Origin of the sequence: Allofournierella sp. (genome assembly GCF_017889395.1) — a bacterium.
Classification (GTDB): Bacteria; Bacillota; Clostridia; order Oscillospirales; family Ruminococcaceae; genus Allofournierella.
Genome location: NZ_JAGHKE010000078.1, coordinates 1 through 12,144 on the forward strand (window position 1 = coordinate 1; position 12,144 = coordinate 12,144).

At 59.7% G+C, this 12,144-nt stretch carries 11 protein-coding genes; 7 read left to right on the forward strand and 4 right to left on the reverse strand.

Annotated elements, in window-relative coordinates:
• From ybeY to J7G73_RS10240, 5 genes are all read left to right on the forward strand, one after another.
• Positions 1–351, forward strand: a 351-nt coding sequence (gene ybeY / locus J7G73_RS10220; protein ID WP_291246173.1) for an rRNA maturation RNase YbeY, incomplete at its 5' end; no start/stop codon positions are given.
• The gene (locus tag J7G73_RS10225; protein WP_291246174.1) at positions 341–808 is read left to right on the forward strand and encodes a diacylglycerol kinase family protein; all 468 of its coding nucleotides are present in this window, start codon (positions 341–343) and stop codon (positions 806–808) included. The genes ybeY and J7G73_RS10225, both read left to right, overlap by 11 nt.
• Before the next feature lie 7 nt (positions 809–815).
• Positions 816–1,715, forward strand: a complete 900-nt coding sequence (era, locus tag J7G73_RS10230; protein ID WP_291246175.1) for a GTPase Era — start codon at positions 816–818, stop codon at positions 1,713–1,715.
• A 6-nt stretch (positions 1,716–1,721) separates the two neighbouring features.
• A complete protein-coding gene (gene recO, locus J7G73_RS10235) occupies positions 1,722–2,477 on the forward strand; it encodes a DNA repair protein RecO (RefSeq protein ID WP_242956205.1) in 756 nt (251 codons plus the stop codon).
• Positions 2,478–2,518: 41 nt separating this feature from the next.
• On the forward strand, positions 2,519–4,900 hold the full coding sequence (locus J7G73_RS10240; protein ID WP_291246176.1) for an endonuclease MutS2: 2,382 nt from the start codon (positions 2,519–2,521) through the stop codon (positions 4,898–4,900).
• 90 nt (positions 4,901–4,990) lie between these two features.
• Here the strand turns inward: J7G73_RS10240 and J7G73_RS10245 are convergent, their stop codons facing one another.
• Positions 4,991–5,809 (reverse strand): EAL domain-containing protein, encoded by an 819-nt coding sequence (locus J7G73_RS10245; protein ID WP_291246177.1) that lies wholly within the window; start codon positions 5,807–5,809, stop codon positions 4,991–4,993.
• Positions 5,810–6,005: 196 nt separating this feature from the next.
• Here J7G73_RS10245 and J7G73_RS10250 point away from each other — a divergent pair, with 196 nt between their 5' ends.
• On the forward strand, positions 6,006–6,347 hold the full coding sequence (locus J7G73_RS10250; protein ID WP_291246178.1) for a helix-turn-helix transcriptional regulator: 342 nt from the start codon (positions 6,006–6,008) through the stop codon (positions 6,345–6,347).
• Positions 6,348–6,504: 157 nt separating this feature from the next.
• Here the strand turns inward: J7G73_RS10250 and treC are convergent, their stop codons facing one another.
• Positions 6,505–8,163: an alpha,alpha-phosphotrehalase gene (treC, locus tag J7G73_RS10255; RefSeq protein WP_291246179.1), complete on the reverse strand. Its 1,659-nt coding sequence runs from the start codon at positions 8,161–8,163 to the stop codon at positions 6,505–6,507.
• A gap of 10 nt (positions 8,164–8,173) precedes the next feature.
• Entirely contained in the window at positions 8,174–10,099 is a 1,926-nt protein-coding gene (treP, locus tag J7G73_RS10260; protein ID WP_291246180.1) for a PTS system trehalose-specific EIIBC component, read from the reverse strand.
• A 235-nt stretch (positions 10,100–10,334) separates the two neighbouring features.
• Here treP and J7G73_RS10265 point away from each other — a divergent pair, with 235 nt between their 5' ends.
• The gene (locus J7G73_RS10265; RefSeq protein ID WP_291246181.1) at positions 10,335–11,066 is read left to right on the forward strand and encodes a UTRA domain-containing protein; all 732 of its coding nucleotides are present in this window, start codon (positions 10,335–10,337) and stop codon (positions 11,064–11,066) included.
• A gap of 105 nt (positions 11,067–11,171) precedes the next feature.
• Here the strand turns inward: J7G73_RS10265 and J7G73_RS10270 are convergent.
• A partial coding sequence (locus tag J7G73_RS10270) for an FAD-dependent oxidoreductase (RefSeq protein WP_291246182.1) occupies positions 11,172–12,144 on the reverse strand: 973 nt, incomplete at its 5' end.

The following is a 12,144-nucleotide window of genomic DNA, read 5'->3' on the forward strand; positions in this document are numbered from 1 at the left end:
GCAGCCATCAAGGAGCTGAACGCCCAGTACCGGGGCAAGGACATGCCCACCGACGTGCTCAGCTTTCCCCTGGGCGAGAACGGCGTGTACGACAAAAACGAGGACACCGGCGCCAGCCTGCTGGGCGACATCGTGATCTCGATGGAAAAGGCCATGGAGCAGGCGGAGCTCTACGGCCACGCGCTGCAGCGTGAGGTGGCTTTCCTGACCGTTCATTCCATGCTGCATCTGCTGGGCTACGACCATGAGGCCGGCGGCCTGGAGGCGGTGCGCATGCGGGAAAAGGAGGAGGCCGTGCTGATTCAGCTGGGCCTGCCCCGCACCGTTTCCTACACCACCGATGAAATCTGAGCTGCGCCGCTTTCTGCGGGGCTTTCGCTACGCAGCCAGCGGGGTATGGGCGGCCCTTCGCGCCGAGCGCAACCTGCGCTTTCATCTGTGCGCGGCGGTGTACGTGCTGCTGTTCAGCCGCTTTTATTCCTTCAGCCGGGCGGAGTATGCGCTTTTGTTTCTCTGCATCGGCGGCGTGATGAGCCTGGAGCTTGCGAACAGCGCGGTGGAACGGGCCGTGGACCGGCCGGATGCCGCCCACTGGGCCACCGCGGGCCTCGCCAAGGACATGGCGGCGGGAGCGGTTCTGGTGTTCAGCCTGGCCGCTGCTGCAGTGGGCCTTGTGCTGTTCTGGCAGCCCGCCGTGCTGGCAGGCATTCCGGGCTGGCTGGCGGACCATCCGCTGGCGCTGGCGCTGTTGGCGGTATCGCTGCCCTGCGCTGTGTGCTTTGTGCTGCAACCAAAAAAGAAAGGGTAACTGAACCGTGCAAACTTCTTCTGTATTCGTGGCCCTGGTGGGCCGTCCCAACGTGGGCAAATCCAGCCTGACCAACCGGCTGGTGGGCGAGAAGGTGGCCATTGTCACCTCCAAGCCCCAGACCACCCGTACCCGCATCACCGGCATCGTGACCCGCGGCCCGGTGCAGTATGTGCTGCTGGATACCCCCGGCGTGCACATTCCTCGCACCAAGCTGGGCGAGCGGATGAGCAAGGCCGCCAGCGATTCGGTGGCGGATGTGGACGTGAGCATGATGCTGTTTGAGCCCTACGGCGACTTCACCGAGGCCGAGCAGGCCATGCTCAAGGCGCTGAAGTCCAACGGCGGCCCCGCGCTGGCCGTCATCAACAAGACCGATACCCTGAAGAACGAGGCGGATCTGGAAATCCGCTGCCGCCAGCTGAGCGAGCTGGGCGTGTTCGATCAGGTGCTGTCCACCAGTGTGCGGGAGGACAAGGGCTGCGAGGAGCTGTTCGATGTGCTGGCCCGCTACGCGGTGGAGGGCCCCCACTTCTTCCCGGATGACGCCTACACCGATATGCCGGAAAAGGCGCTGGTGAGCGAGATCCTGCGGGAAAAGATGCTGTTGAACCTGCGGGACGAGATTCCCCACGGCATCGCCGTCACGGTGGAGCGCTTCAAGGAGCGGCCGGACAAAAACATCATCGACATTGACGTGAACATCTACTGTGAGCGCAAGAGCCACAAGGGCATGGTCATCGGCAAGGGCGGCCAGATGCTGAAAAAGATCGCCAGCCAGGCCCGGCTGGACTGCGAGGACTTCCTGGGCGCCAAGGTGAACCTGCAGTGCTGGGTCAAGGTGAAGGATGACTGGCGCGATTCCGACTTCCTGCTCAACGACTTCGGCTTCAAGCAGACCAACTGACCGGCCATGGCAGCGGGAATGCAGCTGGTGACCCCGGGCCTTGTGCTGCGGGAGGTAAAAATCGGCGAGGCGGACCGAATCCTCACGGTGCTCACACCGGAGCTGGGGGTCATTTCTGTGTCCGCCAAGGGCAGCCTGCGGCTGAAAAGCAAGCTCTTCAGCGCCTGCGGGCTTTTTTGTTATTCGGAATTTACCCTGTTCGCGGGCAAGAACATGTATCTGGCCAACGACGCACAGGTGAAAAAGGTGTTCTTCGGCCTGCATGAAAGCGTGGAGGCCATGGCGCTGGCCATGTATCTGGCTGAGCTGGCGCTTACCCTCTCGCCGGTGGGCGGGGAGGCCGAGGCGCTGCTGCGCCTCACCCTGAACAGCCTGTATCTGATCAGCGAGGGCAAAAAGCCCCTGCCTCAGATCAAGGCTGTGTTCGAGCTGCGCGCGGTATGCGAGGCCGGCTTCATGCCGGATCTGCTGTGCTGCCGCAGCTGCCAGAAATACGACGGCGGCGACTTCTATTTTGACGGGTCGGCCGGGCTGCTGCTGTGCGCCGACTGCGCGGCACGCCAGAATAAAACGCCCAACCTGGACCCCGCCGCCCTGCTGGCGCTGCGTCACATCGCTCTGGTGGAGGATAAAAAGATCTTCAGCTTTTCCATCCCGCCCAAGAGCATGGAGGCGCTGGGCCGGGTCACCGAGCGGTATGCCCTGCAGGTGCTGGACAAGCCCCTGAAAACCCTGGATTTTGTGCATACCATGCTCAGCTGACCGGTGCGCCTGTTTTTTTAAATAGTTATGAGGAGCGATCCATGGAAAAAAGTTATCTGAAAACGCTGGAGCTGGAAAAGATTTTGAATCGGGCAGCCCAGCTTGCGGTCTGCCCGGAGGCCCGCACCCTGCTTTTGGAGCAGGATGCCTTCGAGACCGTGGAAGAGGTGCGCTACGCCCTCTCCCAGACCGATGCCATCAACACCCTGCTGCTGAAAAACGGCAGCCCTCGCTTTGGTGGGGTACAGGGTGTGGACAAGGTGGTGAACCGGGCGCTGAAGGGCGGTATCCTCTCGATGGCGGAGCTGCTGGAGGTGGCCGGTGCACTGCGCAACTTCCAGAACCTGGTCAGCTGGTACCACATCACCGAGCACGACATGCTGCCGGTGGATGACCTGTTCTATGCCCTGACCCCCCAGCCCACTCTGGAAAAGAACATCTCCAGCGCAATTCTGTCGCCGGAGGAAATGGCGGACACCGCCAGCAACACCTTGTTTGAGATCCGGCGCAAGATCCGGGCAATGGAAAATTCCATCCGGGACAAGCTGGATGCCATCATCAAAAACAGCACCACCAATAAGTTTTTGCAGGACGCGGTGGTCTCGCTGCGTAACGGCCGCTTCGTGGTGCCGGTCAAGGCCGAGTACCGGGGCGAGGTGGGCGGCGTCATCCACGACGTATCCTCCAGCGGCTCCACCGTGTTCGTGGAGCCCACAGCGGTGGTGGAGGCCAACGCCAAGATCATGCAGCTGCGCAGCCAGGAGAAAAGCGAGATCGAGCGCATTCTGGCCGCCTTCACCGATCAGGTGGCCTCCATCGAGCCGGTGTTCAACTTCAGCTATCAGGCCATGCTGAACATTGACGTGCTGCTGGCCAAGGCCCGTCTGGCGCTGGAGCAGCAGGCCTACATGCCCCAGGTGGCGGACAGCATGTGGTTTGACCTGAAAAAGGCCCGCCACCCCCTGATCGACAAGGACAAGGTGGTTCCGGTGGATGTGGCCCTGGGCAAGGAGTACGACACTCTGGTCATCACCGGCCCCAACACCGGCGGTAAAACCGTAACCCTGAAAACCGCGGGTCTGCTGTGCGCCATGGCCCAGCACGGCCTGCTGATTCCGGCCCATGAGCAGAGCACCGTCTGCGTGTTCAGCGAGTATCTGGTGGACATCGGCGACGAGCAGAGCATCGAGCAGAGCCTGTCCACCTTCTCGGGCCACATGAAGAAGATCACCGGCATTCTGGACAATGCCTACAAAAATACTCTGGTCCTGCTGGACGAGCTGGGCGCGGGTACCGACCCCGCCGAGGGCGCGGCGCTGGCGGTGAGCATCATCGAGCAGCTGCGCATTCAGGGCGCCCTGATCATGGCCACCACCCACTACTCCGAGATGAAGGTCTTCGCGCTGGAGACCCCCGGTGTAATGAACGCCAGCTGTGAGTTCGACGTGGAGAGCCTGCGCCCCACCTACAAGCTGAGCGTGGGCGTGCCGGGCAAATCCAATGCCTTCCTGATCAGCGAGAAGCTGGGCGTGCCGCCCCGGGTGATCCAGCGGGCCCAGACACACCTGACCAACGACGACAAGCGGCTGGACAGCGTGCTGGCCCAGCTGGATGACCTGAAGCTGCAATTGAAGGCCAGCCAGGATGAGGTGGAAAAGGCCAAGACGGAAGCCGAGCACAAGCTGGAATCCGCCCGCAAGAAATACGACGCACTGGTCAAGCAGGGCGAGACCGAGCTGGAGGCTGCCCGTTTGAAGGCCCGGCAGATGGCCCAGCAGGTGCAGGACGAGGCCTACCGGCTCACCGATGAGCTGCGCAAGCTGCAAAAGGACGAAAAGACCAGCGCTGCCCAGCGCGCCGTCCGGGCCCGGGAGATCGCCCGCAAGGAAACCGAGAGCCTGTACGGTAAGACCGATGTGGTGCACAACGTGGTCAAGGAGTTCGTGCCCCTCAAGCAGGTGAAGGTGGGCCAGGAGGTGGTCATCGCCGACATCGAGCAGACTGCCACCGTAATGAGTTTGCCGGACCGGAACGGTCTGGTGGAGGTACGTGCAGGCATCCTGAAAACCAAGGTGCCGCTGAGCAACCTGAAAGCGCCGGACAAGCTGAAAAAGCCGGCGAACAACGGCAAACCCAAGCCCCAGCCCCGCAGCACCACCGTGCAGCGGGTGCAGCGCAAGGCCAGCATGGAGATCAACCTGCTGGGCATGACCGTGGAGGAGGCCCTGATGGAGACCGACCAGTTCATCGACCATGCGGTGATGAACGGCCAGACCATGGTGTACCTGATTCACGGCAAGGGCACCGGCGCGCTGCGCAAGGCCATCCACGCCCATCTGCGGGGCCACCGCAACGTGAAGAGCTTCCGTCTTGGCCAGTACGGCGAAGGCGAGGCCGGCGTGACCGTGGTGGAGCTGAAGTAAGCAAAAATAAATACAACAAACAAAAGCGCCGGGCGCTGCCTCCCTTTTGGGAAGGCTGCGCCCGGCGCTTTTGTTTGAAAAGACTCGGGACTAAAGGATAAGCGGGTGCGTAGCTTTAAGAAAATTATGAAGCTCGTTTTTGGGCATGGGTCTGGCCAGAAAAAAGCCCTGCATATAGTCGCAGCCCAAACGTTCCAGCATACTGTATTGCGCCATGCTTTCCACGCCTTCGCCTATCACGGTAAAACCGAGCTCATGGAGCGTAGGAATCAGATTCTTTACCAGTGACGTATAGGAGGGAGAATGGGGCAGTGGATGGATAAACGCTTTGTCCAGCTTGATCGTGGAAAAGGGAAGAACGGCCAGATAACGCAGGCTGGAATAACCGGAGCCGAAATCATCCAGACTGAAGCTGACTCCCAGTGCACGGATCTGCTCCATGCGGCAGGCTAGCTGTTCCACGGAAGCAGCCGCCACGCTTTCGGTCAATTCCAGCTCCAGACGCTCAGGCCGCACACCGGTATGGTGCAGAATCTGCTCCAGCATGCGAAGAAACTTCGGTCGATCCAGCTGAAGCGGTGAAAGGTTAACGTGCAGGGTGAGTGGAATTGCCTGCTCCTCCAGTTTGGTAAGCAAACAGCAGCCCTCCTCCAGCGCAAACTGCCCCAGCGCTGCAATGCGGTCAGTTTGTTCCGCCAAGGGGATAAAGTGTTCCGGTGAGACTGTTCCCAGAAGGGGATCATGCAGCCGGAGCAGTGCCTCGCAGCGGGAAAAACACCGGGCAGAAGCCTGCCAGATGGGCTGATAACAGAGGGAAAAACCGGCCTGAGCCGGTGGAAGCTGCAGCAGCCGCAACAAGCGGTCTCGTTTGCCAGTGGGAAGGGAATTGCCGCAGGGAGAAAGATTCATAGCGCTCAAATCCTCTTTTGCAGAATTAAACAGGTCTTTCAAAATTCACGGGAAAGGAAATCTGTTGTTTCGATTGTATCATATAACACATATAAAAATCAATGATTGTCATATATTTCTATCACTGTATTGGCCGGGCGTTTTCCGTTAGAATATACAAAAGAAGATTCAAAATGAGCTAAAGAAGGACGAACAATTGAACAAGAACATCGACCCGAGGGTACGGGATACGGCCGCGAGGTTACGTAAGATTCGGGAAATGAAGGGCCTTACACGGGAAAAATTCTGTGAGCCGTTGGGAGAAAACAGTGAATATTGGGGCCTGATTGAACGTGGGGAACAGGCCATCAGCCTTGTAAAGCTGTTGCAGGTATGTGAGGTCTATGGTATCCCCATTGAGAGTGTAATCCAGCTGAATTATGCAGAGGAAAATGACGAACAGCTGCGAATGAGGATCGGCGAGCTGTTGCAGCAGTGCCATGGCCGTCAACTGGAGGTCGTGAAAAAATTCATCCAGGACATTGCTCTGAGTCTATGAATAGACGGGGGCAGACAAAAATAAAAGAAAAAACCGGAGGAACCGCCTGTGAACTGCACCCCATTTGTTAGACAGTATGATATACTGAATAACAAATGGGGTGCAGTTCATGTTGCAGGGGTCCTCCGGTTTTGTTTTTGAGGCAAAAATCCTCTGTTCAGTTGCCGTCGGCTTCCCGAATCAGCAGCACCGATTCATAGGGACGCAGTTCCCAGTCGGCGGTGGGAGTGCTGTCGCCGTAGTTGGACAGCAGCACACGGTAGCCCTCCAGCGACACCGGGCAGTGCCAGTTGCAGGCAGCCCGGTAGAAGTTATTCACGCACAACAGGCTCTGGCCCTTGTATTCCCGCCGGTAGGCCAGCACCGAGGGGTGCTTCTGGTCCACCGGGGCAAAATCGCCGTAGGCAAACACATCGTATTCCTTACGCAAGCGGATCAGCGCCTTGTAGTAGGCAAAGATGGAATCCGGGTCCTCCACCTGGCTGGCGGCGTTGATGCGGCTGGTGTTGGGGTTCACACTGATCCAGGGTGTTCCGGTGGTGAAGCCGCCGTTTTCCCCGGCGGTCCACTGCATGGGGGTGCGGCTGTTATCCCGGGAGTGGATCTTGAGAATATTGTAAACGCTCTCCTCGGAAAGGCCCTTGTCCCGAAGAATCTGGAAATGATTCAGGCTTTCCACATCCCGGTACTGATCCAGCCGGGTGAAGCCCGCGTTGGTCATGCCCAGCTCCTCGCCCTGGTATACATAGGGGGTGCCCCGCAGGCCGTGGATCACACCCGCCAGCATCTTGGCGGATTCCTTCCAGTATTCGCCCTCGTCGCCGAAGCGGGAAACCACACGGGGCTGGTCGTGATTGCACCAGAACACCGCATTCCAGGCGTTGTGAGCGGCCATGCCCTCCTGCCAGGAGAAGAGCAGCTCTTTCAGGCGGCCAAAGTCCGCGGGAACGATCACCCATTTCTCGTTGCCCATGAAGTCCACCTTTAAATGGTGGAAGGAGAATACCATGGAAAGTTCGCCGCAGTCCGCACCGGCGTACCGGAAGCAGTTCTCCATGGAGGTGGAGGACATCTCGCCCACGGTTACGATTTCCGGGTCCTGGCCGAAGCTTTCCCGGTTCAGCTCCTGCAAAAATTCGTGGATACGGGGGCCGTCGGTGTAGAAGCGACGGCCGTCGCCCAGCTCGTCGTCGGCGTATTCGCCCTTGCTGATCAGGTTCACCACATCGAAGCGGAAGCCCTTCACGCCCTTGTCCATCCAGAAGCGGACGATCTGCTGCACCTCACAGCGCACGGCGGGGTTTTCCCAGTTCAGGTCCGCCTGGGTCTTGTCGAACAGGTGCAGGTAATACTTGCCCACCTGGGGCGCGTATTCCCAGGCGCTGCCGCCGAACTTGCTCTGCCAGTTGGTGGGGGCGCTTCCGTCCGGCCGGGCCGGGCGGAAGATGTAATAATCCTGATACACCGGGTCCCCGGCCAGAGCCTTCTGGAACCAGATATGCTCGGTGGAGGTGTGGTTGAACACCATGTCCAGCATCAGGCGAATGCCCCGGCGCTCGGCCTGCCGGGCCAGCTCCTCAAAGTCCTCCATGGTGCCGTAGCGAGGATCGATGGTCCGGTAGTCCGCCACGTCATAGCCGTTGTCGTTCTGGGGAGAAACGAAGAAGGGGGTCAGCCAGATGTAATCCACGCCCAACTCCTTCAGGTAATCCAGCTTGCTTGTCACGCCCCGCAGCTCGCCCAGGCCGTCGCCATTGGTGTCCAGAAAGGACTTGGGGTAAATTTGATACACAACACTTTTCTTGAAATCCTGCATAAAAAACGCCTCACTCAAAGCGGATGATGGGGGTGGTGCCGGCCTGTGCGTCCATGCCGGTCTCGAAGGAGAGGGTGCGTCCGGCGGTTTCCGGCACCACCACAGCGGTGATGGTGGGATGCCCGGCGGCGCGGATTTTCTCCAGATCGAAGGAGATGAGTTTGTCGCCGGTTTTCACCCGGTCGCCCACCTTCACGTGCAGCTCGAAGCCGTCACCCTTCATGGCCACAGTGTCCATGCCCACGTGGATCAGCATCTCCATGCCGTTGTCCAGGGTCAGGCCGCAGGCGTGCTTGCTGTCCTCAATCACAGAGGAAACGGTAGCGTCGGCGGGAGCCACCACGAAGTTGCCGGTGGGATCAATGCCCACGCCCTCACCCAGAATGCCCTGGGAAAAGACCTGGTCAGGAATCTCGCTCAGGGGAATCACCTTGCCGGAAAGGGGAGCCACCAGCAGGTCCTCCTGAGGGGTAGCCTCCGGTTCGGCAGCGGTTTCTGCGGCGGGAGTTGTGGCAAGGCCTCGGTCAGTGGCAGAGAGACGGCGGCTGCCCACAGCGATGGTCAGACCAAAGGGGATCACGATGGCAGCAGCCATTGCAATCAGGAAGCCCAGCCAGTATTGGGGCTTGATGGACAGGATGCCCGGCAGGCCACCCACGCCGATGGAGTAGGCCTCCACCTGGAAGCTGGTGGCGATCACTGCCGCCACCGAGGAGCCGATCATGCCGCATACCAGAGGAAAGCCGTTTTTCAGGTTGACGCCGAACAGGGCGGGCTCGGTCACGCCCAGATAGCAGGAGATGCAGGCGGGGATGTTTACCTGCTGGGCCCGCTCGTTCTTCTTCTGCAGCACCGACATGGCCAGCACGGCGGAGCCCTGCGCAATGTTGGAAAGGGCGATCATGGGCCACAGGATGGTGCCCTGATACAGATTGACCAGCTGGGAGTCGATGGCGTTGGTCATGTGGTGCAGGCCGGTCATAACGATCGGCGCGTAAATCAGGCCGAAGACCGCGGCGAACAGCCATTTGACCTGAGAAGTCAGGCCCATGTAAACCACGGCGGCGATGGCATCACCGATTTTCCAGCCGATGGGGCCCACGATGGTGTGAGCGATGACCACGGCGGGAACCAGCGAACAGAAGGGAACCACGATCATGCGGACCACTTCCGGGCAGTGCTTCTGCCAGAACCGCTCAAGATACACCAGCACGAAGCCTGACAGCATGGCCGAGATCACCTGACCCTGGTAGCCGATCATGGAGACCTGAGCAAAACCGAAATCCCAGACCGGAATCTCCGTGGCGGTGGCCACAGAGAAACCGTTCAGCAGCTGGGGAGAAACCAGGGTAAGGCCCAGCACGATGCCCAGGATCTGGGTGGTGCCCATCTTTTTGGTGATGGACCAGACAATGCCCACCGGCAGCATGTGGAACACCGCTTCGCCGATCAGCCACAGGAAGTTGTAAACGCCGGACCAGAACTGAGAGATGTCCGCCAGACTTTGGGTGCCGTCCGCGAAGAAGTTGATTTCGCCGATGATGTTGCGGAAGCCCAGGATCAAGCCGCCGCAGATCAGCGCCGGAATGATGGGGGCGAAGATTTCGCCCAGGGTGCCCACGATGCGCTGGGCCAGCGACTGGTTGCTGGCAGCCGCCGCCTTCACCGCGTCCTTGCTCACGCCCTCGATGCCGGCAAAGGCGGTGAACTGGTTGTAGAAATCCGCCACATCGTTGCCGATGATGACCTGGAACTGGCCCGCCTGTGTGAAGGTGCCCTTCACCGAGGGCAGTGCTTCGATCTTGTCGGTTTCGGCCTTGGCCGGGTCCACCAGAACAAAGCGCATCCGGGTCATGCAGTGGGACACCGCCCGAACGTTTTCCTTGCCGCCGATGTGCTGCAAAAGAGCTTTCATGTCGGCTTGATAATTCGCCATGGTGCGTTCCTCCTCAAAGTTTTTTTGTGTTGCCGGGCGTTTGTGTGCCCGTTATTTCTGCATGTTCAGAATAACACACTTGTTTAAACAAGTAAATAAGGCAAAAGGCCGAAGCTTCGGCCGGGTTTTTGGGCAGATACACGATTTATCAAAGGACGAATGGCAGCGGCTTGACGGGGCCCGGAATGGGCGATATAATATTATAATTCAAATGTTCAAACAAGTGAGGGAGACTATGCCGCGCCAGAAGTTTTTGCAGATCTATTCACAGCTCAAGCAGCGAATCGAATCCGGGGAATATCCGGTGGGCCAGCTGCTCCCCTCAGAAAATACCCTGATCGGAGAGTTTGACTGCTCCCGAAACACGGTGCGACGGGCCATCTCGGAGCTGGTGCGGGATGGTTATGTCCAGACTCGGCAGGGCTGGGGCGTCTGCAACATCTTCCAGCCCATCGAGCATTCCTCCTATACCATGGGCATGATCGAGTCCTTCCGGGAAACGGCCCGCCGTACCGGCCAGACCAGCACCACCCGGGTAGTAGCCTTTGACACCTGCATGGCAGACCAAGCCATCGCCGCCCAGACCGGCTTTCCGGTGGGGGAAGAGCTGTTTGCCTTGCAGCGTATCCATGATCTGGACGGCGTGGCCCGCATTCTGAACATCAGCTATCTGCGGCGCAGCTGCATGCCCGGCCTCACCCGTGAGATTGCCGAGGGTTCGTTGTACCGCTATCTGGAGGAGGAGCTGGGCATGTCCATCATCACCAGCAAGCGAACCTTCACGGTGGAGCTGGCCACCCCGCAGGATAAAAAATGGCTGGACCTGGGCGAATATAATTGCCTGGCAGTGGTGGCAAACCAGGTGTATAACAGCGAGGGCATCATGTTTGAGTATACCCAATCCCGGCATTATCCCGGCAGCTTCCGCTTTCAGGATAACGCGGTACGCCGCCCGGCGGAATCCTGACCATGACAAAATATCCCTGTCTCTGCGTTCACGCGCAGAGACAGGGATATTTTTATCTGAAAAAAGGCGGTGCCATTTCCGGCACCGCCTTTTGTGAAGCATTGCTTACTTGTTCTTGCTCTTGATGTACTCGTCAATGGCCTTGGCGGCATGCTTACCAGCGCCCATGGCCAGGATAACGGTGGCAGCGCCGGTCACGGCGTCACCGCCGGCGTACACGCCCTCTCGGCTGGTCAGACCGTCGTCGCCGTTGGTCACGATGCAGCCGTGGCGGTTGGTCTCCAGGCCGGGAGTGGTGGAGCGGATCAGCGGGTTCGGGCTGGTGCCGATGGACATGATCATGGTGTCCACATCCAGCACGAAGTTGCTGTCCTTCTTCTCCACGGGACGGCGGCGGCCGCTGTCATCAGGCTCGCCCAGCTCCATCTCCACGCATTCCATACCGGCTACGCAGCCGTTCTCGTCGCCCAGAACCCGCACGGGATTGGTGAGCAGCTTGAAGATGATGCCCTCTTCCTCGGCATGCTCCACCTCTTCCTTACGGGCGGGCAGCTCTTCCATGCCGCGGCGGTATACGATGTAAACGTTCTCAGCGCCCAGGCGCTTGGCGCTGCGGGCAGCATCCATAGCCACGTTGCCGCCGCCTACAACGGCCACGTTCTTGCTCTTCTTGATGGGGGTCTTGCTGCCCTCCTGGTAAGCCTTCATCAGGTTTACGCGGGTCAGGTACTCGTTGGCGGAGTAAACACCCTTCAAGCTCTCGCCGGGGATGCCCATGAAGCGGGGCAGACCTGCACCGGAAGCCACGTACACGGCCTCGTAGCCGTAGTCGCCCATCAGCTCGTCGATGGTCAGCACCTTACCGATGACCATGTTGGTCTCGATGTCCACGCCCATGGCCTGCAGACCCTCGATCTCCTTCTGCACGATGGCCTTGGGCAGACGGAACTCGGGGATGCCGTACACCAGCACGCCGCCCGCCAGATGCAGGGCTTCGTACACGGTGACCTTGTAGCCCAGCTTGGCCAGGTCGCCGGCAGCGGTCAGGCCGCTGGGGCCGGCGCCGATGATGGCCACC

Bases quoted from the DNA above. Each gene is read 5' to 3' on its own strand.
- treP (WP_291246180.1), bottom strand. From the start codon at position 10,099: ATGGCGAATTATCAAGCCGACATGAAAGCTCTTTTGCAGCACATCGGC.
- recO (WP_242956205.1), top strand. From the start codon at position 1,722: ATGGCAGCGGGAATGCAGCTGGTGACCCCGGGCCTTGTGCTGCGGGAG.
- J7G73_RS10225 (WP_291246174.1), top strand. From the start codon at position 341: ATGAAATCTGAGCTGCGCCGCTTTCTGCGGGGCTTTCGCTACGCAGCC.
- J7G73_RS10240 (WP_291246176.1), top strand. From the start codon at position 2,519: ATGGAAAAAAGTTATCTGAAAACGCTGGAGCTGGAAAAGATTTTGAAT.
- treC (WP_291246179.1), bottom strand. From the start codon at position 8,163: ATGCAGGATTTCAAGAAAAGTGTTGTGTATCAAATTTACCCCAAGTCC.
- J7G73_RS10265 (WP_291246181.1), top strand. From the start codon at position 10,335: ATGCCGCGCCAGAAGTTTTTGCAGATCTATTCACAGCTCAAGCAGCGA.
- J7G73_RS10245 (WP_291246177.1), bottom strand. From the start codon at position 5,809: ATGAATCTTTCTCCCTGCGGCAATTCCCTTCCCACTGGCAAACGAGAC.